Below are 22,562 nucleotides of genomic sequence, written 5' to 3' on the forward strand. Positions count from 1 at the left end.
AATGAGTACAGCGTTGATCATAGCCTTATTTGTAGGTGCTGCGATTATTGCTGGCTTAGCATTTTATGCGGGTCAGTTGCTTTATAAGCTAAGTGCACAAAAAAAGCTAATTGCAAAAACTCAAGCTGAGCAGCAAAAAAAGCTTAAAAAGTCACGTTTAGAGCGTAATGCTAAATTGGCCGACAGCATTCATTTAATTGCTCGTGCAATGAACGAAGAGCAGTGTGAGTTTTCAGAAGGGTGTTTGCGTATTTGGGTACTTATGTCTCAATACGCATTTGAAGATGAGCGTGATTTAACGGTTCAGTACCCTGGCATTTTTGAAATGTACGAAGTAGTTAAAGAAATGCCAACGCATGATGCTCGTAAAAAATACTCTAAAAAAGAGATTTTTAAACAAGACACGGCTCGTTGGCGCGCAGAAGAAAAGCTTAATGATGCTATAAAAGCTGATTGCGCAAAAATTATTGTAGAGTTTAAAGCGGCTCCTGGCAGCGATAAAGTAGTGTTTAATTAAGTACTATTGATAATGTAAAAAAGCAGACCTAGGTCTGCTTTTTTTATGTTGATGTATTTATTTCCCAAAGTTCAGGCTAAATTACTCTGGAAAATCGCGTTGCGTTAATTTGTTTTTGTAAGTGAGCATCGAAGCACATGCAAATTATACGTATAAATAAATTACCGCGCGGCGTTACTTTAATCGTATTGTTATTGATTGTTACCATGGCATCATCTATTAGCGGTATAAGTGCAGTGAGAGCATCTGCAAAGTAACTATTAAATTCAATACCATGCCTATTGGCAAACTCTTCTGTATTAAGCTCAAACTGGCAAATAAGCTGTTTAATAGCATCAGCACGTATTATGTCATCAGTACTTAAATGCATCCCTTTATTAATCGCACAGCCGCTTTGTGTTTCGGTTGCATGATAATATTGCTTTAGCTCTTTTTGATTTTGCAAAATAGCACTGCCAATTTGTGAAATAGACGATACACCTAAGCCCAGTAAATCACAGTTACCATGTGTGGTGTAACCCTGAAAGTTACGGTGTAGCTTAGCTTCGTTTTGTGCAGTTGCTAGCTCGTTTTCGGGGCGAGCAAAATGATCCATGCCAATAAATTGATATCCAGCTTGAGTCATTTGTTCAAGAGTGTTTTTGAACATAGTCAGTTTGTCATGCGCGCTAGGCAAATCTGCATTTTTAATTTTACGCTGTGCAGCGAAGCGCTCCGGTAAATGTGCGTAATTAAATACCGATACACGGTCAGGGTTTAACGCAATTAATTGCTCAATAGTATGCTTAAAGCTTTGAGGTGTTTGTAGTGGAAGCCCATAAATCATATCTGCATTAATTGATTTAAAACCAAGCTCGCGCGCTTGAGTAATTAGTTGTTTAACTTTACTGGCTTGTTGTGGGCGATTTACAGCAAGTTGTACCTCGTCATTAAAATCTTGAATACCAAACGATACGCGGTTAAAGCCTAGCACACGCAAATCAACGAGCATGTTGTCGCTAAGTGAGCGTGGGTCTATCTCTATTCCACGCTCAGTTGTATGAGTAAAATCAAAATGCTGCTCTAATAAAGTCACTAAGCGAGTCATTTGCTTGGTATTTAAAAAAGTGGGAGTTCCACCACCTAAATGTAATTGCTCTACGGTGTAGTGTTTAAATAGGGAAGCTTGGGCTTTAATCTCTTTAGCAAGGTAATCTAGATACACATCTGCTTTTGATTGATGACGAGTAATAATTTTATTACAGCCGCAGTAATAACAAAGTTGGCTACAAAACGGAATATGTATATACAAAGATAGTGAACGACTAGATGATGACTCAATGGCGCTTAGCAAGTCTTGCTGGTTGTAACCTTCACTAAGAGAAAGTGCCGTAGGGTAAGAGGTGTAGCGAGGACCAGAAACATTATATTTGTTTATTAGGGAATCATCCCATTTTGGAAGTTCTATCATCACGCGCACCTTTATATTAATAAGGTGCAAATTATAAAAAGCTTTGTAAGCAGAGTTTTTGATCTACAACAAAAAAAGGTGCCGCAGCACCTTTTTAACTTTATTTTTAACGCTAGTAAGTCACTGTATGAGCATCTTTAAGGTACTGAAATAACTCTTTGTAACCTTTACCAGGCTTTTCAGCTTTAGCTTCTTTGGTCGCATTACGAACTAACTGGCGTAACTGTTGGCGGTCTAGCTCAGGAAACTGCTCAATGGTGTCATTAATTAGATCATCACCTTGCTCAATTAAGTCTGCGCGAAGCTGCTCAATTTTTTTAACCAATACTTCAGCTTGGTTATTTTTATTTAGCATTACATCGATTATTGCTTTAATTTCTTCGATGTTTTCTACAGTACGAAGCGTTTTTGCAATGTAGTTTAAGTGACGACGGTAAGCATCACTTTTATTACTAATTTTATCAGCAACAACCATGGCCTCTTTTAAATCGTCATTTAATGGTAGGCGCTCTCGCTGTTTTTTACCCATTTTGGCAATTTCAGAACCTAACTGATGAAACTCTTGCGCTTCGCGCTTAAGCTCCGTTCTTGATACATATATAATTTCTTCTTCAATTTCAGCAGGCTTGCCTTTTTTCTTTGCCATGGGGTGCTCTTAAATAAAAATAACTTTTGCCATTATACGCGATTCTTTTAGTGATTAATATTAGCTGATGTGGTGCAGTGAGTGTGTTAGCATTTAACTATAAAAAATGCGTGCAATATTGCCTTAAGGCTCAGGACTTAATTTATGAAAAGCCAACAACACGATCCAATTTATTCTCAAATCTCTCAAGTAAAAGATGCCGTAGCCGAAGTGCTTGAGCATGCAAAAAAGTTGGGTGCAACAGCTGCAGAAGCTGCGATGTCGAGCACATCTGGTTTATCGGTTAGTACACGTATGGGTGAAGTAGAAACCATTGAATTTAACCAAGACGGTGGTTTAGGTATAAGTGTATACGTTGGTAATAATAAAGGCTCTGCGTCTACCGCCGATTTGAATCCAAAAACACTGCGTACCGTTGTAGAAAAAGCGATAGACATAGCTAAATTTACATCTGATGACCCATTTAATGGCGTTGCTGATAAAGAATTACTTGAGTTTGCACCAAAAGATTTAGATTTATACCACCCGTGGGATGTAAGCCCAGAGCAAGGTATTGAGCTTTGTCATGCCGCAGAGCAAGCTGCATTAAATGCAGATGAGCGAATTGTTAATTCAGACGGTGCCAGCTTTTCATCGCACCAAGGTTTACGTGTATATGGCAACAGCCATGGCTTAATTGCAGGTTTTCCTCGGACTCGTCATAGCATTAGCACTATGGTAATAGGTAAAGAAGGCGAGCATATGCAGCGCGACTCTGCTTACACCGTTGCGCGCGATCAAGCTGGTTTAAATGATGCCGCTGCGGTTGGGCTTGAAGCCGCTGCAGAAACCCTCGCTAAACTAAACAGCCAAAAACTAGGGACTATGAAAGTGCCTGTTATTTTTAGAGCTGATATTGCTAATTCACTGTTTGGCCATTTAGTATCGGCCATTGGTGGTGGTGCACTTTATCGTAAGTCGAGTTTTTTACTCGACAGCCTTGGCACACAGGTATTTAGTAACTGTGTAAATATAGCTGAGCGCCCACATATTTTAAAAGGTTTAGCATCATCGCCTTTTGATAGCGAAGGGGTTAAAACGCTTGATCGTGAAATAATCCAAGGTGGCGAGCTACAAACCTATTTATTAGCAAGTTACGCTGCACGTAAAATGAATATGACGCCAACAGGCCATGCTGGCGGTATACATAACTGGTTAGTTGAACAAACTCATAACGATTTATCGGCTTTATTAAAAACCATGGGTACTGGTTTACTAGTTACTGAGCTTATGGGCCAGGGTGTAAACACCGTTACGGGTGACTACTCGCGTGGAGCAGCTGGTTTTTGGGTCGAAAACGGCCAGATACAATACCCTGTAAGTGAAATTACTATTGCCGGAAATTTAAAAGATATGTTTAAAGGCATTAGTGCAATTGGTGGCGATATTGAGCGCAGAGGCGGTATTCAAACTGGCTCAGTACTTATAGAGCAAATGCAAATAGCAGGCGCTTAATAGCAATTTGCAATAATACTTAATTAGGCGAATTGGTATAATATAAAAGCGCTCAGTTAAGTCAAACATTTACGTGCTTGGCTTAACAATGCTTTATTTAAATTTATGGGGTGTTAAATGGCAAAAGATAGATATGCACCAAAGCCGCTAACCGACATTATGGCGGGGCTTAACAACCGCTTGTCGGCCTATGCAGGTAAAAGCCAAGCACTTGATAAGCAGCAAACTCTATTAAAAGAGTTTTTAGGACCTAAGCTGAGCGAAAAGTGCAGAGTGAGTAACTACCGTGATGGTACGTTAATGATTGAGGCTGTATCGGCTTCTATCGCGCTTAAGCTTAATTATTTGAAAATGGATATGCAGTCACACTTTAGAGCAGCAGGAATGGCTGAGCTTGGGCAAATAAAAATTACTGCAAACCCGCAAGCTACTCAGCGATTAAGCGCTACTGGCAATAAAAGCCAAGCACAAAGCGCAGCTACGGGGAATTCTCGTAAAATGAGCACTCAAACCTCCGATTATTTAAATGCGATTGCTGCATCAGCACCTCCTTCTCTAAAAGAAAAATTAGAACGCCTGGCTCTACACGGAAAAAAATAATTTTTTGAAATTCAAATAATTTGTCATTGGTAGGGCTATTTCGTTTGCTCATCGCATTCAAAATACTTTGTTACATATTCTATTTTAATGTTTGTTTAATGGGGTTTATTATACCCATATGGCGTACTTTTATCTGAGTTCGCTCTTGATACCCATTCCATTAAGTAAAAGCGTGTAGGCAGTGCTATTTTTATTCCTGCTATATTCAAGAATTTAATGGAGTTGGTATTAAATTCTAACTAACAAACGGAATAACTATGAAGAAAGTAACTATTACCGCCGCAAGTATTGCACTTGCGCTTGGCCTAGTAGGTTGCGGTGAAAAACAACAAGAAACAAAAGCCACCGAAACTGCAGCAGTCACGGCCCCTGCAGAAAAAACGCTTGAGTTAGGTGTAGACCTTGCCAACATGGATGAGTCTGTACGTGCACAGGATGATTTTTATTATCATATAAATGGTCAGTGGCTTGCTAAAACAGAGATCCCAGGCGATAAATCTAACTACGGTTCTTTTTCGCAGTTATATGACGAGTCGCAAAAAGCGATGAAAGTGGCTCTTGAAAGCGCGGCTGCTAATAACATGGCTAAAGCGGGCAGTGACGAGTATAAGATTGGTGCTTTTTATAAAAGCTACATGAATAAAGGCGCGCGTAATGAAATGGGAATTACACCACTTCAGCCTTCTTTAGATACAATTGATAGTGTTGAGTCTAAAGCTGATTTAGCTGGCCTTATGGCTAAAATTCAAAAGCAAGGTGCTAGCTTACCATTTGGTTGGTTTGTAAATAACGATGCTAAAAATTCAAGCGAATATGCGTTGTACTTATCGCAATCGGGCCTTGGTTTACCAGATCGTGACTACTACTTAAAAGATGACGAAAAGTTTACTAAAATTCGTGCAGCTTATGAGCAATACATGACCGATATTTTAGCTAAATCAGGTGTTAAAAATGCATCTGAAGCCGCTAAAAGTGTTATCGCATTTGAAAAGTCTTTAGCTGATGCACAATGGAGCCGAGTACAAAGCCGTGATGCAACAAAATCGTATAATAAGATGACGGTTGCCGATGCTGATAAACTAATGGGCGATTTTGATTTAGCTACGTTTTTTAAAGACGCTGGTGTGGATATACAAGAAATTATTGTGCGTCAGCCAAGCTACCTAGAAGCATTTGCCGATGTGTATAAAAACACAGACGTAACAACGTGGAAAAACTATTTGAAATTCCATTTTGTGAGTGGCTATGCACAGCTACTTAGTGACGATTTTGTTGATCTTAAATTTAACTTTTACAGCACAACATTGCGTGGTGTAGAAGAGCAAGCGCCACTTTGGAAAAAAGCAGTTGATGCTTCTAACAGTGTACTGGGTGAAATTTTAGGTAAAGTGTACGTTAAAGATAACTTCCCGCCAGAAGCGAAAGCGCGTATGGAAGAGCTAGTTGATAACGTAATTAAAGGTTACGGTGTAGCTATTGAAAACCTTGAGTGGATGAGCCCTGAAACTAAGCTTGCTGCCCAAGAGAAGCTAAATAAATTTACCCCTAAAATTGGTTACCCAGATAAGTGGAAAGACTACTCTGAGCTTACAATCAATTCAGATGAACTAGTAGGTAACTACATTCGTTACAGTGAATGGGCTTACAAAGACATGATTGCTAAATTAGGCAAGCCTGTTGATCGCTCTGAGTGGCACATGACGCCGCAAACGGTAAATGCTTATTATAATCCGGTAAATAACGAAATTGTATTTCCTGCCGCCATTTTACAACCGCCATTCTTTAATTTAGAAGCAGATGATGCTGTAAACTACGGTGCAATTGGCGCGGTAATTGGCCACGAACTAGGCCACGGTTTTGACGACCAAGGTGCTAAATACGACGGTGACGGTAACTTACGTAACTGGTGGAGCGAGACTGACCTTACACAGTTTGAAGAGCGCACAGGTGCACTAGTGGCACAATACAATGAGTACAAACCGTTTGAAGATGCAGGTGTTAACGGCGAGCTAACGCTTGGCGAAAACATTGGTGATTTAGGTGGCTTAACCGTAGCGCATAAAGCATATATGTTATCTTTAGGCGATAGCAAAGCGCCGGTAATTGATGGTTACACAGGCGATCAACGCTTCTTTATGGGCTGGGCTCAAATTTGGCGTCGTAAGTATCGTGATGAAGAGTTACGTAACCGCTTAATGACAGACCCACATTCACCAAGCCACTACCGTGTAATCGGTATCTTGTCGAACATGCCAGAATTTTATGAAGCGTTTGACGTAAAAGAAGGCGACAAAATGTATATCAAACCAGAAGATCGCGTAAAAATTTGGTAATTGATATTTATTTTAATTAGCTTAACCAAAATTTAGGTTAGTTAATAAAAAACCAGCAAGTGTTTAGCTTGCTGGTTTTTTTATACCAATAACATTGCTGCTATTGCATGAGGGTTTTATGCATCCAGCTTTCATTACTTAAAATATTTTTGTACAGAGCTAATTGGTTTTGAGCTCGTTCTAAATTATGTTCTGCATGAGTGGTTTTAAAATACACATCGTTATTTAAGTAATCAGTTAAAAAACGCACGCTAAGCATTAACGGCATAATTTTAGCGCCAAGCAACAAGCTTGATTGTTCTGACTTACTCATAACAGGCTGAAGGGGAGCTAGGTAGCCCTTAACGAGCGCCTCAAAAATCTCTTTACGAATAACTACTTTATCAAGGTTGGTCGAATCTTCTGCCTCAGCGCAGCAAAATGTACGTACCATGTCACCAAAGTCGTACAGTAAAAACCCTGCCATACAGGTATCTAAATCGATAACCGCTTTTGCTTTATGCGTATTACTACAATACAGCATATTATTTATTTTAGTGTCGTTATGGCATACGCGAATAGGTAAGTCAGAGGCTATGTCACTGAGTTCTTTAATTAAATGCTGCTGCGACAAGCAATAGGCTATTTCGCTTTCACAGCGAGTGAGCCGCTTCTCTGCACTTGTATTGATAGCTGAATTTAATTGCTTAAAGCGCATAGCTAAGTTATGAAAATTCTCAATAACAGTGTAAAGCAATGTGGCGTCAAAATCGTGAAGGGCGTTTGCAAAGGTGCCAAATGCTAAAGCTGCCTGATGTGCTTGCTCTGTGGTTTTAACCACATCTTCACTAAAGCTTTGGCTAATAAAGTTAAGTACTCGGTACTGCTCGTTTTCAATGCTTATTAAGTACTCGTTGCTGCGTGTGCTTATGTGTTTAACAATCTCAAGCGGGTAGCTGTTACTTTGCTTTTTAGCGTATAAGTGCTGCTCAATTAATTTTGCATTATTAATGAGGTGCGCAGGGTATCTAAATACATGGGTATTGAGCTTTTGCACAATAAATTGCTGCGATGCATTACTAAGCAGCCACGTCGTATTTATGTGCCCGCTACCTATAGCGCTAACCTGAGTTTGTTCGGGGTTTAGCGCTAAAAGCTCACTCAACTTATTTTGAATTAACGTATTCATTTTACTTACGCGTATCGAGCTTGTATTTTTTCAATAATATCAGCGTTAGCCGCAGGGAAGTCGTAGTTACTAAGCTCGCTAATGGCTACCCATTCGCTTGGTTGTCCTTCAGCGCCACGTGCTTCACCGCTAAAATTACTAACGACATGAATATCGAGTTTTACACATTTATCACCGTAGTCATGCTCAATCACCATTAGCTGGCTGGAGCTGTGAATTGTGATTCCTACTTCTTCTGTTAGTTCACGCTTAAGCGCTGCAAATACGCTTTCGCCAGCTTCTACTTTGCCACCCGGAAATTCCCACAAGCCACCTTGGTGTTGCTCATCACCGCGCTTACAAATAAATATGGCATTGTTTTTTTTAATAACACCAACGGCTACATTTACTATTTTTATTGTCATATTTTTACTCCATAAAAAAAGCGACGCTAGCGTCGCTTTTTAATTACTTACAATACGTGGTTATTTTAATTTACCACAACACTGTTTGAATTTGTGACCTGAACCACAAGGACACGGATCATTACGGCCAACTTTTGGCTCTGTTCTAGCCATTACGGTTGCGCTTTGAGGTGCTTCGCCGCCTACGTGCTCAGCTTCTTCATGTTGGTATTCGCGAGGAGCGTTTTCACTCTTGCGGTGTTGCTCTTCTACTTTTTCAACATCTTCTTCTGCGCGTACTTGTACTTTACTTAAAATGCCAACTACATCAACTTTTAAGTTTTCAAGCATTTCAGAGAACAGTTCAAACGACTCGCGTTTGTACTCTTGCTTAGGATTCTTTTGCGCGTAACCACGTAAGTGAATACCTTGGCGTAGGTGATCCATTGCAGCAAGGTGATCTTTCCAGTGCTGATCAAGACTTTGTAGCATAATCGCTTTTTCAAACTGGCGTAGTACAGAGTCGCCAACTTGCTCTTCTTTTTGCTTGTAAGCTTGCTCAACCGCTTGCTCAATACGCTCACGAAGTTTTTCTTCGTAGAGTTTATTGTCATCAGCTAGCCATTGTGAAATAGGCAGCTCAATTAGGAAGTCTTGTTTTAAGCGCTCTTCAAGGCCAGGCACATCCCACATCTCAGCAAGGCTTTGCGGTGCAATGTACTGGTCAATAACACCAGCAAGTACATCACCACGGATAGCTGTGATAGTTTCTGAAATATCGCCTTCTTCAAGCAGTTCGTTACGCTGAGAGTAAACAACACGACGTTGATCGTTTGCTACATCATCGTATTCAAGTAGTTGCTTACGTACATCAAAGTTACGTGCTTCTACTTTGCGTTGTGCGTTTTCAATTGCGCGGTTAACCCATGGGTGCTCAATTGCTTCGCCGCGTTGCATGCCTAGTTTACGCATCATGTTAGTCATGCGCTCGCCGGCAAATATACGCATTAGCGCATCATCCATCGATAGGTAAAAACGACTAGAGCCGGCATCACCTTGACGACCAGAACGACCACGTAATTGGTTATCTATACGGCGCGATTCATGGCGCTCAGTACCAATGATGTGTAAACCGCCAGCATCAATTACTGCATCATGGCGAACTTTCCATGCTGCTTTAATTTCAGCAATTTGCTCATCTGTTGGATTTTCTAGTTTTTCAACTTCACTGTTCCAATTGCCGCCAAGCACGATATCGGTACCACGACCGGCCATGTTGGTTGCAATAGTAACAGTACCAGGTAAACCTGCATCCGATACAATGTCAGCTTCTTGCGCATGGAATTTAGCGTTAAGTACGTTGTGCTTAATTTTTTCTTTGCGTAAAAACTGTGATAAATACTCAGAGCTTTCAATCGAAATAGTACCTACAAGCACAGGTTGTCCGCGCTCTTGGCAATCTTTAATATCAATTAAAATGGCTTCGTATTTTTCTTCTTGCGTTAGGTAAACTAAATCGGCGCGATCATCACGGATCATCGGCTTATTAGTTGGCATAACTACAGTATCTAGGCCATAAATTGACTGAAATTCAAATGCTTCAGTGTCGGCTGTACCTGTCATACCTGCTAACGTTTCGTATAAACGGAAGTAGTTTTGGAAAGTGATTGAAGCAAGCGTTTGGTTCTCGTTTTGAATTTTTACACCTTCTTTAGCTTCAACAGCTTGGTGTAAACCTTCAGACCAGCGGCGGCCTTCCATTGAACGCCCTGTATGCTCATCGATAATAATGACTTCGTTTTCTTTAACAACGTAATCAACATCTTTTTGATAAAGCTTATGAGCGCGTAGTGCTGCATATACATGGCTTAAAAGGGTGATGCTGCTTGCTGAGTAAAGCGAGTCGCCTTCTTCAATTAAACCGCGCTCACTTAATAAGTCTTCAACTTTAATTTGGCCACGTTCAGTTAAATGAACTTGCTTAGACTTTTCGTCGATTGTGTAATCGCCATCGCCTTCAACGCCTTCTTCGTCTTCTTTTTCTTGAAGCTCTAAAAGCGGCACTATTTTGTTGATTTCGATGTATAGCTCAGAGCTATCTTCAGCAGGGCCTGAAATAATAAGCGGTGTACGTGCTTCATCGATTAGGATTGAATCTACTTCATCCACTACTGCATAAAACAATGGGCGCTGTACGCGTTCATCAATGCTAAATGCCATGTTGTCACGAAGGTAGTCAAAACCAAATTCGTTATTTGTACCGTAGGTAATGTCGGCAGTATAAGCTTGCTTTTTCTGCTGTGGCATCATGCCAGGTACGTTACAGCCAACAGTTAGGCCTAAGAACTCAAATAACTCGCGGTTAGTTTCAGCATCACGTTTAGCAAGGTAGTCGTTCACGGTAATTACGTGTACGCCTTTGCCTGTTAAGCCATTTAAGTAGGCTGGAAGTGTTGCTGTGAGTGTTTTACCTTCACCGGTACGCATTTCTGCAATGCGACCTTGATGTAAAACCATACCACCTAATAGCTGTACGTCGAAATGACGCATACCATTTACACGCTTTGACGCTTCACGTACCACAGCAAATGCTTCTGGTAAAATGTCGTCAAGGCTTTGTCCGTTGTCGTAACGTTCTCTAAACTCAGCTGTCTTAGCTCTTAAATCTTCATCAGAAAGCGCTTCTAATTGCGTTTCTAGCGCATTGATTAGCGCGACCGTCTTTCTTAGGTTTTTAATAGTGCGGTCATTGCGACTACCAAAAATCTTGGTAAATAAATTAGATATCATGATAAAACCGTTACAATGTATTCTTTGTTAACCGAGTGTCGGCTAACCCATTTTTTACAATTGGTAATTAATATGTGCTTTTACATAACACGTAGAACATATTAATTAGCAATTTTGTATTAAAGTGCTCAAAAAGCACTGTTTATTACGTGCGCTACTATACCAGACTCTGGCAAACAACAAACTATCTCAACAAAAAGATGTGTATTTAAAACAGAAAATTTTGATCTCGTACGTAAAAATTACTTTAACTGATTTAATTACGCTAAAAATAGCCGCAAGTTGTAAAGATATGGTGATTAATAAATTAAAAACAAGGGGGGGAGTAAGCGCTTAAGTTGTATACTTAGCGCTCTACATCACTGCCCCGCATTTTATAATTTAAACTGGTTAACCGTTTTATTAAGTGCAGTTGCTAAGTCACTTAAATCAGGCGCTTCATCGGCAAGTGTATAAGCATGATCGGCTGTACTATTTACTAAGTTATTTATTGCCGAAAGGCTGGTATTAATATCCTCTGAGACCACAGTTTGCTCCTCAGTAGAGGTGGCAATTTGATAACTTGGTGCTTCGCGCTCTATGTTAACTCTGGAAAGGTCTGCGATATATTTAACAAAAAAAGTTGAAGCTATTATTAGTAAAACTGTGATTGTTTCACCAATTAATAATAATATTTTCTTCCGTAATGATAAATTATTTAGCATAAGTGTACGTATTATTGTTATTTAGTAAGTTGTATCTTACTTAAAATCGCTACGAAGTCAGATAGACAGCACTAATTATGCGTTTAAAATGAAGGGTTATGCAAAAAATGAAAGATAAAGCTAATAAATTAGTAGTGCTAGGAGCGGGTTGGCTTGGTCATGCATTGTGTGTACAAGCCAAGCAAGCAGGTTGGGATGTACAGGGCACTCACCAAAGTGAAGAGCATAGCGATGATTTTCAGCGCCAACTTACATTAGTTGATGGCAAGCTAAAACACGAAGTGGATTTACGCGATGCCTATTGGGTGTGCGCTATCCCTCCGCGTAGCCGTAACACTCAGAGCAACTATCCAGAGACCTTAGCCGCGGCACTTATTCTTGCTAAACAGCTAAATGCAAAAGGCTTTATATTATGCTCATCCACCGGGGTGTATGACCAAGAAGCTGGTATTTATAGCGAAACTAGTGAGATATCGTGTACAAATGAGCGACAAATAAAACTATACGATGCTGAAGAGCAAGTACTCGCACAAGGCGGTAAAGTACTGCGTTTAGCTGGGTTACTTGGGCCAAATCGTGAGCCAGGTCGTTTTGTTGCAGGTAAAGAGCTAAACACATCGAGTCAACAAGTGGTTAATATGGTGCACCAACAAGATGTAATAAATGCTATTTTTTCGGTAATCGAAAACTTTAATACTGGGCAAAATATTTACAATGTGGTGAACCCCTCACACCCAACGAAAGCGAATTATTATGCTCAAAAATGTGCAGAGCATGGCGGCGAAATGCCCACCTTTACAAGCGATGAAGTGGCTGAGCGTAAGGTGCTGGGCTCAGCTATTGAAGCATTAGGATTTAGCTATCAGTACGCAATTTAAACTGAATTGTGCTTGATATAAGTTTTTATTTTGAATTCAGGTTATTTTTTAAATGTTAAATGCCCACCTAAGCGGTATTTACTCCCAGGCGATACAAGTCGTGCGAAGCTCACTATGCCTATGGATGACCAAGTACGGCGGATTACTTGCAGACAAGGTTCTTCGTTGTATAGATTAAGCCACTGACACATTTCATCGTTGGGCATCACTGCCTCTACAGTATGGCGGGCTTGGGTAAGTGGAGCCACGCTCGATAAATATTCGTGCGGAGTAAGCATTGTAAAATCTTGCTGTAAATAACCTTTTGCAATACCTGGGTTTACAAAGCGCTCTTCAACTTGCAGTGGTTTTTCGTTTTCGTTATGCACAAGTACACTGCGATAAACTACGCTGTCTATTTCTACTCCAAGTGCAATTGCAATAGGCGCTACTGCATTAATAGATTCGAGAATATGTACACTACAGCTGTAGCGGCCACTGCGTTCTTTAACTTCATCGGCAATATTTTTTATTTCCAGTAATGATGACTGCGATTTAAAACTAGCTACAAATGTACCTAAGCCTTGGCTTCGAGTTAAAATGCCCGCGTCAGTAAGTTCGCTTAAAGCACGGCGTGCAGTCATACGGCTTACACTAAATTGGCTGCTTAACTCATTTTCTGAAGGGACGCGCTGATCCTCTTGCCACGAACCATTTTTGATTTTATCGACAATAAATTGTTTTATCTGAGCAAATTTAGGTGTTGTCATTGAATAAATGCGCTGTATTTATAATAAACAATGTTAGTTAAGATGACATAATTACCTTGTATATACAAGACGGATGGTTAGATTATATTTTAAGCAAATTAGAGGGGGAACATACATAATAAAATATTAAAAATGAACTAGATGACTTCGACTTACTAATTATTGATGCCAATATTGCCACTATGAACAGCGCTATAGATGCTCCATATGGAGCAATAGAAAATGTAGCCTTGGCCATAAAAAAATGGCAGATTGCGTGGTTAGGTAAGCAATCGGATTTGCTAAGTTTTGATGTGTTTGCAATGCCTGCACTTAGTATTAAAGGGCAGTGGTTAACATCAGGGCTTATAGATTTTCATACTCACTTAGTATATGCAGGCTCTAGTCACAAGAGTTTGAACAACGCTAGCAGAGTGTAACTATGAGTAAATAACTGCTCAAGGTGGCGGTATAGCAAGTACAGTTGCTGCGACTCGTGCAGCCGAACTCGAGTAATTACTAGCTGAAGGTGTTACAACTGTTGAAATTAAATCGGGTTATGGGCTTGATGTTAAAAATGAGCTTAAAATACTCGAAGCGGCCCACTTATTAAGTGAACACCAATCCTATTGGTGTGTAAATGACGTTTTTAGGTGCTCATGCATTACCCCCCTGAATACAAAGGCGCGCTGATGAATATATAAAATTAATGTGCACCAATATACTTGAGCAAGTGATTGCAAATAACCTGCAGGTGCAGGTGCAGGTGCAGTTGATGTTTTTGTGAAAATGTGGCCTTTAGTTATGCGCAAACTAAGCAAGTGTTTGAAGCTGCTAAAAGATATAACCTGCCTATAAAATGCTGCCATGCAGAGCAGTTATCTAATCAGCGCACTGCATAGCTGGTAGCTGAATTTAAAGGCTTGTCGGCTGATCATATCGAATACCTTGATGAAGATCCTATAAAAGCGATGGCACAAGCTGGGATTATTGCTGTGTTACTACCCAGTGTATTTTATTTTTCACGAGAAACGCCGTTACCTCCTATTGAGTGACTTTAATTCTGGTACTTCACCTTTATGCTCTTTGTAATTAATGATAAGTATGGTGTGTACCTTTTTTAGGCTTATGCCAGAGCTGGTGCTTGCAGACGTATCCATAAATGCAGCACAGGTTTTGAATTTAAAAGACCGAGGAATACTTAAGGTAGGTACAAGAGCTGATATTGCGCATAGGCACATAAGTCACCCATCGCAATTAAGCTGCCCGTTTGGCGTAAATAAGCTATCAAATTTATGGATTTTGGGTAGAATCAATTAGTCTTGTATTATTTTTGTCCATATTTACATGTCTTTAATAAATTTTTTAGCTAATGGAGTGGCATGAACTTGAATATTTTGACTGACGGTAACTTCCCTGTTTTTTTTAGCGGTGCGCTGCTAATGGCGATGATCGCTACGTTATTCTCTGTTAAAAATATCAGTATTAAATTTAGTTATTTATGTACTGGGGTTGTTGGGTTAGCCATTTTAAGTAGTGGTGCGGCTTGGTTAGCTATTTTACTGGCTTTTGGTTTTTGCTTTCATTCGTGGCAGGCTTTTGAGCGAAATAACTGGAGCATGATTATTGTCAGCGCCGCTGCGGGGCTATTATTTATTGTGTTATTTTCGACTCATTTATTATTAGCAGTACCACTTTTTTGGATAGTAGTTGCCATATTATTGTTAGCCATTGTTGGCTTTTTAAATGATGAAAGAGCAGAAAAAGAGGTTGTTATAGTGCCTCAAAGTATTGATGAGACGTTTATGGAAGAGTCCCCATTATCTATTTTTGCGAATAAAAAGCAGCTACGCCAAGGTTACTATCAGTGGTGTGAAGACAACCAAGTAAATGCAGTTTTAGTGGTAATTCGACTAGAAGGGTTTGGGCAAGTTAACCAGCATATTGGACGCGATTTTGGCGATATTCTCTTAGCTCAATCGGCTAATAGAATTAAAGAATCCTTAGTAAGTGATGAAATCATATCTATAAGTAGCCATGAAAAGCTAGCCCATTTAGGCGGATTAAATTTTGCATTTATTTGTAGCTTAGCAAACCAGAAGCACCTCCATGAACAAGTGATTGAGCAAATATTAGGGGCAACGCTAAAGCCTTTTAATGTAGCTAATTGTACGGTAGAGGTAAAAGCCCGCGCAAGTTATGTAAATTGTGATGGGCAAGACAGTAACTTTGATAATTTAATATCGTTTGTTTACCTTGCCCTTGATAGCCACCCAAATCGAAAAGTTGTGCCTTATCATCAACAAATGATGGTAGAGCAGCTAGAGCAGCAGGCGCGTTTAAAAGAGCTTGCTAATATTGATTTTGCTAGTGAACTTGAACTTTATTTTCAACCCGTTATTTGCAATGACGGTGGCCAGATTGAATTTTTAGAATTGTTACTGCGCTGGCAACACCCTAAACAGGGAATTTTATCTGCCAATCGTTTTATTGACGATATAAGAATTGCAGGACTTGCTTATCCATTAGCTAAGTTTGTGATTGAGCGAGCGGCAGAGCTTGCAATGGCATTGAGAATCGAAGGCATTACTGTACCACTGAGTATTAATGTGTTTGGCCCCGAAATGCTCAATGAAGAATTTGTTGAATTTGTAGATTTGGTAACAAATGAGCATCAATTAGAGCCGGGCGACTTAATAGTTGAGTGCCCTTTACATATATTCACAAGTCTTGATGATAAAAGCCGAGCGATGATCGCTAGATTAAATAATATTGGCCTAAAAGTATGTGTTGATGGCTTAGGTGATAACCCTGTACTGCTTTCTAAGCTACCAAGTTTGGCTGTGGAATATATTAAAGTGGCGCCCTCGCTTACAGCCGATTTTAGCAATCAAAATAATATACGTAGCTTAGTAAGTGGCATGGTTGAAATGCATAACCAACAAAAGACTAAAGTCATATTTGAAGGCGTAGAGACTCTTGAACAACTAAAATTTGTCAAAAGTTTAAAAGCGTATGCCGCTCAAGGTTATTACTTTGGTCATCCGTTAAGTAGTATTGGTTTGATGAGTTGGTTGAAACAGTGGCGTATGGATATAACTGAGTAACCAACCCAGCCATTTATCTAAGGAGCATGTCTATTACTCTTTAGCTTGTAAATAGCTATTTGCCAGCGCACTTAATACTTGCCCTGTATGCTCAGCGCTAGCGTCTAAACCGTTAGGGTGTTGGCTAGGCGCTGCTTCACATAAATGTAAGTACTTAGCGCGGCGATTACTCGCGGCTAAATGTACAAAATGTTCAGCATCAGCAACACTAAAACCACTGCAATTATAAGCGCTTACTGGCATGTAAGTTATACTATCCAAATCAACCCCAATACCTAGTGCATAATTATCGGTGTTGTGAAGTGCATGAGTGACAGCGCTACTTAGCGTTATTTCTCTTCTTACTGCAATTGCTTGATAACTAGTAAAACTGTGATTGGCTAGGGCCATTGCATCAAGTGTTGCCTGATTATTTTTAAGTTCGTGCAAACCAATTACATGATAGTTATTTAAGTGCTGCTCATGATAGGCATAGGTAAAACCATTACCGCCATGGCGACCTTCACATGGTCTGAAATCGGCATGAAGGTCTAAATTTATGGCATTGATAGGGCTTTGGTTATGTTTGCCTAAAGCTCTTATAATACCTAGGCAGTTATTGTGTCCGCCACCTATTACAATAGGCTCAAGACCTGCTTTAAATATTAAACTTAAAACGGCTTCTACACGTTCATCAAGCTGCCTGCAAAGTTCACGCAACTGAGTTAATTGCTCAGGCTGTTTTGCACTTAGCGGGTTACTTTGCAGCATTAAATCAGTGGTATTAACTTCACCAAGTAGTAATACTTTTTGAGTTGCAATAAATTGATTATGAGGCTGGTTTAAAAAGCGCTTTAAAAAGGCAGGCCAAGCTTGGTGGGCACCTTTATTTCCTAAATTCGCTCTGGGACCGATATCTTCACAAATACCAAGTAATACATAGCGAATGCCAAATTGAGCTGCATCTATTAGTGCTTGTTGAACGTTTACTTGGGTGTCTAGCAGGGCCATTGACTGCCAAGCTTTGGTTTCGTTTGCGCGGGTAGTGCAAAGAGCCTTAACCGCGCTTTCATCATATACTGTTAAGTAACTGGTCACGTTATACTTCTACGATTTCCAATTCTAGTTCTTCAGCAGATAAAACAATGCCAGTGCTGTCGGCATAAATAAAATCGTCATCAAAAAACGAAACGCCTGCAAAGTTAACACCTATGCCATCTTCACCCGCACCTTCGCTATCAGCAGCAACCGGGATAGATGCAATTGCTTGAATACCTAAATCTAGGTCTTCAAGCTCGTCAACATGGCGCACTGCACCATAAACAACAATACCTTGCCAGTTGTTTTCAAAGGCAAGTTCTGCAAGCTCTATATCAATTAGCGCACGGCGTGTTGAACCACCGCCATCAATTAAAAGCACCGAGCCTGTACCATCTTGAGAAAGTAATTCACGGATCAGTTCGTTATTTTCAAAACATTTAACTGTTTTAATGCGGCCACCAAAGGTATGGCGTCCACCAAAGTTTATGAACATAGGTTCAAGCACGTCAACCACATCGGCAAAGTGATCACATAAATCAGAAGTGCTGTAATCCATTATTTTATCCTCAAAATATACATTAAGTTATAACTCAGTATACCCTCCTTATAAGCAATAACAACGACTTAATAGCAGTAAATTTAAGCAAAATACGCGTAAGATCGTCAATAGCAACAATAGTGTCTTAAAAGCGTCACTCAATTGTTATTTACAACGCCTAAGCTAAAAAAGTGTTCGGATAGTATACAGCTAGGAGTAAGTGATGACTAATAACAGTGTACTTAAAAAAGTAGCTCGAATGGATGAGCAATTGTTTTTAACTTTATTTAATTACAATTCACCAAAATGGTTTAAAACAGCGGCGCTTGGCTTTTCAAAAAGCGGAGATGGTGCGCTTTACTTATTGCTATGTGCCGCAGTGTGGTGGCTAAGTAGTAATGAACAGCATCAACTACTTCCTGCTACGGTACTATTAGGCTTTGTTATTGAAAGACCTATTTATTTTTTAGCTAAAAATCGATTTGCACGCATTCGCCCATGCGATTGTTTGGTAACCAATGCCTATATTGTGCCAAGCGATAAGTTTAGCTTGCCATCAGGGCACAGTGCAGCTGCATTTTTGGTGGCGACTATTTTAGGTCACTTTTTCCCTGAGTTAGGCTTACTTTGTTTTGCGTGGGCTACTGGTGTTGCATTGTCTAGAGTGATATTGGGCGTGCATTTCCCGGCAGATATTATTATTGGAGCAGCTATCGGTAGTTCATGTGGCTTATGTGCATTAATGCTGGTGGTGACTGTATGAAAATACTGTATGGGGTTCAAGGTACTGGTAATGGTCATATCACGCGAGCTCGAGTTATGGCTAGCCGCTTCAATGATTTAGGAATAGACGTAGATTATGTTTTTTCAGGGCGTGCAAATAAAGATTACTTTGATATGCATGAATTTTCTGACTACAAGACATTTCGCGGTTTATCGTTTAGCACTCAAAATGGGCAAGTTAAAGCGCTGCAAACACTTAAAAAGGCCAGGGTGTGTAAATTAGTCAGTGATATAAAAGCATTTGATGTAAAACAGTATGACTTTGTACTTAACGATTTTGAACCTGTATCGGCTTGGGCTGCAAAGCGAGCGGGCATACCCGTGGTGGGAATAAGCCATCAGGCTGCATTTTTAGCAGACAGCGTACCGATATTTGGCCATGGCATATTAAGAAAGTCTCTTATTAAAACTTATGCACCTGCAAATACTTATTTAGGCGTGCATTGGCAACCTTTTGCGCACAACATTATTCCACCGTTTATTGCAAACCATGAACATGGTAATCCGGTTGCTGTTATGAACAAAGTGTTGGTGTATTTACCGTTTGAAAACCTAGATAGTATTGTTGATTATTTGAAAGACTTTCCTGAAAAAGAGTTTTATTGTTACCACCCCCATACCCAAGATAAATCGATTGGGCATATACATTTACGGTCTCCTTCTCGAACTGGTTTTTTAAATGACTTAGCAAACACAAGTGGCGTGATAGGTAATGCAGGATTTGAATTGGCTAGTGAGGCGTTAAAATTAGGGAAAAAGCTCTTATTAAAACCACTAGAAGGGCAATTTGAACAAGATGCAAATGCACAAACATTGCTTGCCATGGGAATGGCGCACGTTATGAATTACTTAAACCCACAAGCACTTGATGATTGGAACAGTGCACCGCAAAACAAGCAAATTAACTATCCAAGTGATCCTACCCCTTTAATTGATTGGCTACTCAAAAAGCAGTGGGATAATACTCACTCACTGCATAGAGGTTTGTGGGGAGGTGTAAATTTCTAGTGATAAAGGATGTATAAAAAGCGAATTAAAGCAAAAAAGTCGTTAATTTAATGAGCCTGGTCACTGAGTAAGCTATACTATAAATGCATATTAAACAAAGGCATTTACGATGGATTTTTTACAAAACTTAACTATTAAACGACGTTTACAATTAAACGCTGTGGTTGTTGGTTTAGCAATGGTGGTTCTTTTATGCGTGATCATTTATGAATCACGTACAACCCTTAGTTTAAACAAGACTATTCAATTGACAGAAGAGCTTAACGTGCATGCACTAGCATTGCGAAAATATGAAAAAAACTTTTTATTTTATAAACAAGAAGATGCGTTAGCTGCATTTGAAACAGATTTTGAACATTTAAGTGATAAAGTAAAAAAGTTAACACAGTTAATGGATGACCAAGGTATAGCGCAGGGGCAAGTTCAGCGCTTTGAGCAACTAATAAGTAGCTACAATAATAATTTTAGTACTGTTGTTAAGCTTCAAAAAGAGATAGGCCTAACCCCCACCGAAGGCTTGTACGGTAAGTTAAGAAGCTCCGTTCATGAAGTTGAGCAGCTTTTAAAGGAGCAACAAAACTACCAATTGTTGTCGTCAATGCTACAGCTAAGACGCTCAGAAAAAGATTTTATGCTGAGATTTGATACTAAGTATCTAGGGCGTTTTAATGAGGGAGTTAATACATTTAAACAGCAGATAGCTTCAGCGCAACTACCAAGCGAATATAAAACACGAATTATTCCTCTGATTGATACATACCAAGATGAGTTCAAAACACTTGTGCAGGCACAAACTGAGCTTGGACTGGACCTTGAGTCGGGCGCGCTTGGAATAATGCGTAATAGCGTAGATAAAAGCGACGCAATTGTTACGCAAATAGTTAAAGACACTAAGTTACAAGTAGAGCAAAGTGTAGAGCAGGCTCAATTTTTAGCTATTTTAGTTTTTGTGATTGCAGGTGTAATTGTATTAGCGCTAGTTTATTTTACGAGCCATTCCATTATTGTACCTATTGAACGTGTTTATCATACTATTAATGATATTCGTCGTAATAATGATTTAAGAGTGATGATTGAGCAAACAGGTAAAGATGAAATTACCACTATGACCATAGACTTTAATAGTTTAATTGGTGACTTTAAAAATCTGATTGATGAGGTTAACACCGCTTTAAATACGCTAAATGTGGCTACTGAGCACTTATCTGAAAGTACAGCAGCTACAAGTTCTGGTATGCAAGAGCAATTACATGAAGCAGACATGGTAGCTACAGCTGCAACGCAAATGCAGGCAACTATTCAAGATATCTCTCATAATACAGAAGCCGCAGCTAAAAAAGCAGAATCAACCAACTTAAGCGCACAGCAAGGGCGTAACGAAGTTAACTCAACGGTTAAGCATATTAGAGATTTATCTAGCTCATTAGGTAATGCATCAAGCGTTGTATCGCAATTAGAAAAGGACGGCGAAACCATTGGCTCTGTGCTTGATGTGATCCGCGCCATTGCAGATCAAACAAACTTATTAGCGCTTAATGCAGCAATTGAAGCAGCTAGGGCTGGAGAGCAAGGACGTGGTTTTGCAGTAGTGGCAGATGAAGTTCGCTCACTTGCTCAGCGCACACAAGAATCGACTAGTGAAATAGAGGGGATTATTAATACCCTGCAACAACGCACTCAAGAGGTGGTTAGTATTATGCACCAGTGTCGCTCACAAGGAGATGAAAGCGCATCGCAGGCCATTAAAGCCGGTGAGCTACTCGGTGATATAACCGAAGATGTACAAACTATCATGGAAATGAGTACTCAAATAGCCGTTGCGATTGATGAGCAAAGCCAGGTAGCGTCTGAGGTAAATAAAAACGTGGTACGGATAAGGGATATTGCACAAGATGCTTCGGGACATGCTACTAATAACGCGCAGACAAGTGAAGAGGTGTCTCAGCAAGCACGTGTTCTGTTTACTGCAATTGATAAGTTTAAGGTGTAATAACGCTTAATAGTGCGTGTCTATAAAGATTAAGGAACAAACTTTATAGGCACGCTATCTTTACTTTCTTCGTGCTCAGTTACCCGTGCTAAATATTCACTCCATAGCGTATCTTGTTGCTGCTGTAGTTTTTCAAAGTAGCGCCAGCTAAATAGCCCGCTATTATGGCCATCGTCAAAATCTAAACGCAGTGCATAATGACCAACTGGTACTATATTTTTTATTCCTACAGCTTGCTTATTAAGTACTAACTTCATTGGGCCAGTGCCGTGGCCTTGCACCTCTGCTGAAGGGGAGTGAACACGTAAAAACTCACAGCTAAATACAGCTTTACTGTTATCATCAAAGTAAACATCAAGGTTTCTGCTCACACTGTGATAATGTACTTTTGTTACGTGTTTCATTTTATATGTCCCATTAAAAAG

At 39.8% G+C, this 22,562-nt stretch carries 18 protein-coding genes and 2 pseudogenes; 10 read left to right on the forward strand and 10 right to left on the reverse strand.

The genetic code is table 11. The annotated features are described in order from the left end of the window. Position 1 precedes the first annotated feature (1 nt). On the forward strand, positions 2 to 517 hold the full coding sequence (locus tag J8L71_RS09265; RefSeq protein WP_211000295.1) for a DUF2489 domain-containing protein: 516 nt from the start codon (positions 2 to 4) through the stop codon (positions 515 to 517). A 76-nt stretch (positions 518 to 593) separates the two neighbouring features. On the opposite strand, the gene hemN is transcribed toward J8L71_RS09265, so the two are convergent. Together hemN and yjgA are read right to left on the reverse strand one after the other, a co-directional pair. Beyond that, positions 594 to 1,967, reverse strand: coding sequence for an oxygen-independent coproporphyrinogen III oxidase (hemN, locus tag J8L71_RS09270; protein ID WP_211000296.1), 1,374 nt, complete (start codon positions 1,965 to 1,967; stop codon positions 594 to 596). A gap of 112 nt (positions 1,968 to 2,079) precedes the next feature. Further along, complete coding sequence (gene yjgA, locus J8L71_RS09275) at positions 2,080 to 2,613, reverse strand: ribosome biogenesis factor YjgA (RefSeq protein ID WP_211000297.1); 534 nt, start codon at positions 2,611 to 2,613, stop codon at positions 2,080 to 2,082. A 144-nt stretch (positions 2,614 to 2,757) separates the two neighbouring features. Between yjgA and pmbA the strand changes: the two genes are divergently transcribed. The 3 genes from pmbA (at position 2,758) to J8L71_RS09290 (ending at position 7,040) form a co-directional block, all read left to right on the forward strand. Then, positions 2,758 to 4,107 (forward strand): metalloprotease PmbA, encoded by a 1,350-nt coding sequence (gene pmbA, locus J8L71_RS09280; RefSeq protein WP_211000298.1) that lies wholly within the window; start codon positions 2,758 to 2,760, stop codon positions 4,105 to 4,107. Positions 4,108 to 4,224: 117 nt separating this feature from the next. After that, a complete protein-coding gene (locus J8L71_RS09285; protein ID WP_211000299.1) occupies positions 4,225 to 4,707 on the forward strand; it encodes a DUF721 domain-containing protein in 483 nt (160 codons plus the stop codon). Between the two features lie 257 nt (positions 4,708 to 4,964). After that, positions 4,965 to 7,040, forward strand: coding sequence for a M13-type metalloendopeptidase (locus J8L71_RS09290; RefSeq protein WP_211000300.1), 2,076 nt, complete (start codon positions 4,965 to 4,967; stop codon positions 7,038 to 7,040). A 100-nt stretch (positions 7,041 to 7,140) separates the two neighbouring features. Here the strand turns inward: J8L71_RS09290 and J8L71_RS09295 are convergent, their stop codons facing one another. From J8L71_RS09295 to J8L71_RS09310, 4 genes and pseudogenes are all read right to left on the reverse strand, one after another. Next, positions 7,141 to 8,208 carry a phosphotransferase gene (locus tag J8L71_RS09295; protein ID WP_211000301.1) on the reverse strand — a complete coding sequence of 356 codons (1,068 nt, stop codon included), beginning with the start codon at positions 8,206 to 8,208 and terminating at the stop codon, positions 7,141 to 7,143. 5 nt (positions 8,209 to 8,213) lie between these two features. Then, complete coding sequence (mutT, locus tag J8L71_RS09300; protein ID WP_058547631.1) at positions 8,214 to 8,612, reverse strand: 8-oxo-dGTP diphosphatase MutT; 399 nt, start codon at positions 8,610 to 8,612, stop codon at positions 8,214 to 8,216. A gap of 60 nt (positions 8,613 to 8,672) precedes the next feature. Beyond that, positions 8,673 to 11,381, reverse strand: a complete 2,709-nt coding sequence (gene secA, locus J8L71_RS09305; protein ID WP_211000302.1) for a preprotein translocase subunit SecA — start codon at positions 11,379 to 11,381, stop codon at positions 8,673 to 8,675. A gap of 374 nt (positions 11,382 to 11,755) precedes the next feature. After that, positions 11,756 to 11,944, reverse strand: a pseudogene (locus J8L71_RS09310) (hypothetical protein); the annotation flags it as partial. 248 nt (positions 11,945 to 12,192) lie between these two features. On the opposite strand from J8L71_RS09310, the gene J8L71_RS09315 reads away from it, so the two are divergent. Then, a complete protein-coding gene (locus tag J8L71_RS09315; protein ID WP_211000419.1) occupies positions 12,193 to 12,963 on the forward strand; it encodes an NADP-binding protein in 771 nt (256 codons plus the stop codon). 41 nt (positions 12,964 to 13,004) lie between these two features. Here the strand turns inward: J8L71_RS09315 and hutC are convergent, their stop codons facing one another. Beyond that, positions 13,005 to 13,712, reverse strand: a complete 708-nt coding sequence (gene hutC / locus J8L71_RS09320) for a histidine utilization repressor (RefSeq protein WP_211000303.1) — start codon at positions 13,710 to 13,712, stop codon at positions 13,005 to 13,007. A 182-nt stretch (positions 13,713 to 13,894) separates the two neighbouring features. On the opposite strand from hutC, the pseudogene J8L71_RS09325 reads away from it, so the two are divergent. Continuing rightward, positions 13,895 to 15,011, forward strand: a pseudogene (locus tag J8L71_RS09325) (amidohydrolase family protein). A gap of 122 nt (positions 15,012 to 15,133) precedes the next feature. Then, positions 15,134 to 16,798, forward strand: a complete 1,665-nt coding sequence (locus J8L71_RS09330) for a GGDEF domain-containing phosphodiesterase (protein ID WP_211000420.1) — start codon at positions 15,134 to 15,136, stop codon at positions 16,796 to 16,798. A 33-nt stretch (positions 16,799 to 16,831) separates the two neighbouring features. On the opposite strand, the gene J8L71_RS09335 is transcribed toward J8L71_RS09330, so the two are convergent. After that, complete coding sequence (locus J8L71_RS09335) at positions 16,832 to 17,875, reverse strand: formimidoylglutamase (RefSeq protein WP_211000304.1); 1,044 nt, start codon at positions 17,873 to 17,875, stop codon at positions 16,832 to 16,834. A 1-nt stretch (position 17,876) separates the two neighbouring features. Continuing rightward, positions 17,877 to 18,374: a ribonuclease E activity regulator RraA gene (rraA, locus tag J8L71_RS09340; RefSeq protein ID WP_058547623.1), complete on the reverse strand. Its 498-nt coding sequence runs from the start codon at positions 18,372 to 18,374 to the stop codon at positions 17,877 to 17,879. 205 nt (positions 18,375 to 18,579) lie between these two features. On the opposite strand from rraA, the gene J8L71_RS09345 reads away from it, so the two are divergent. From J8L71_RS09345 to J8L71_RS09355, 3 genes are all read left to right on the forward strand, one after another. Continuing rightward, on the forward strand, positions 18,580 to 19,119 hold the full coding sequence (locus J8L71_RS09345; protein ID WP_211000305.1) for a phosphatase PAP2 family protein: 540 nt from the start codon (positions 18,580 to 18,582) through the stop codon (positions 19,117 to 19,119). Continuing rightward, complete coding sequence (locus J8L71_RS09350; protein ID WP_211000306.1) at positions 19,116 to 20,147, forward strand: MJ1255/VC2487 family glycosyltransferase; 1,032 nt, start codon at positions 19,116 to 19,118, stop codon at positions 20,145 to 20,147. Before J8L71_RS09345 ends, J8L71_RS09350 begins: the two co-directional genes overlap by 4 nt. Positions 20,148 to 20,256: 109 nt before the next feature. Continuing rightward, entirely contained in the window at positions 20,257 to 22,137 is a 1,881-nt protein-coding gene (locus J8L71_RS09355; RefSeq protein WP_211000307.1) for a methyl-accepting chemotaxis protein, read from the forward strand. 29 nt (positions 22,138 to 22,166) lie between these two features. On the opposite strand, the gene J8L71_RS09360 is transcribed toward J8L71_RS09355, so the two are convergent. Further along, entirely contained in the window at positions 22,167 to 22,541 is a 375-nt protein-coding gene (locus J8L71_RS09360) for a gamma-butyrobetaine hydroxylase-like domain-containing protein (protein ID WP_211000308.1), read from the reverse strand. Positions 22,542 to 22,562: the final 21 nt, after the last annotated feature.

Source organism: Pseudoalteromonas sp. MMG007 (assembly GCF_018100985.1).
In the GTDB taxonomy this organism is placed as follows: Bacteria; Pseudomonadota; Gammaproteobacteria; order Enterobacterales; family Alteromonadaceae; genus Pseudoalteromonas.

Excerpts from the sequence above, each read along its gene's own strand:
- J8L71_RS09265 (WP_211000295.1), top strand. The coding sequence starts at position 2 with ATGAGTACAGCGTTGATCATAGCCTTATTTGTAGGTGCTGCGATTATT.
- hemN (WP_211000296.1), bottom strand. The coding sequence starts at position 1,967 with ATGATAGAACTTCCAAAATGGGATGATTCCCTAATAAACAAATATAAT.
- yjgA (WP_211000297.1), bottom strand. The coding sequence starts at position 2,613 with ATGGCAAAGAAAAAAGGCAAGCCTGCTGAAATTGAAGAAGAAATTATA.
- pmbA (WP_211000298.1), top strand. The coding sequence starts at position 2,758 with ATGAAAAGCCAACAACACGATCCAATTTATTCTCAAATCTCTCAAGTA.
- J8L71_RS09285 (WP_211000299.1), top strand. The coding sequence starts at position 4,225 with ATGGCAAAAGATAGATATGCACCAAAGCCGCTAACCGACATTATGGCG.
- J8L71_RS09290 (WP_211000300.1), top strand. The coding sequence starts at position 4,965 with ATGAAGAAAGTAACTATTACCGCCGCAAGTATTGCACTTGCGCTTGGC.
- J8L71_RS09295 (WP_211000301.1), bottom strand. The coding sequence starts at position 8,208 with ATGAATACGTTAATTCAAAATAAGTTGAGTGAGCTTTTAGCGCTAAAC.
- mutT (WP_058547631.1), bottom strand. The coding sequence starts at position 8,612 with ATGACAATAAAAATAGTAAATGTAGCCGTTGGTGTTATTAAAAAAAAC.
- secA (WP_211000302.1), bottom strand. The coding sequence starts at position 11,381 with ATGATATCTAATTTATTTACCAAGATTTTTGGTAGTCGCAATGACCGC.
- J8L71_RS09315 (WP_211000419.1), top strand. The coding sequence starts at position 12,193 with ATGAAAGATAAAGCTAATAAATTAGTAGTGCTAGGAGCGGGTTGGCTT.
- hutC (WP_211000303.1), bottom strand. The coding sequence starts at position 13,712 with ATGACAACACCTAAATTTGCTCAGATAAAACAATTTATTGTCGATAAA.
- J8L71_RS09330 (WP_211000420.1), top strand. The coding sequence starts at position 15,134 with ATGGCGATGATCGCTACGTTATTCTCTGTTAAAAATATCAGTATTAAA.
- rraA (WP_058547623.1), bottom strand. The coding sequence starts at position 18,374 with ATGGATTACAGCACTTCTGATTTATGTGATCACTTTGCCGATGTGGTT.
- J8L71_RS09345 (WP_211000305.1), top strand. The coding sequence starts at position 18,580 with ATGACTAATAACAGTGTACTTAAAAAAGTAGCTCGAATGGATGAGCAA.
- J8L71_RS09350 (WP_211000306.1), top strand. The coding sequence starts at position 19,116 with ATGAAAATACTGTATGGGGTTCAAGGTACTGGTAATGGTCATATCACG.
- J8L71_RS09355 (WP_211000307.1), top strand. The coding sequence starts at position 20,257 with ATGGATTTTTTACAAAACTTAACTATTAAACGACGTTTACAATTAAAC.
- J8L71_RS09360 (WP_211000308.1), bottom strand. The coding sequence starts at position 22,541 with ATGAAACACGTAACAAAAGTACATTATCACAGTGTGAGCAGAAACCTT.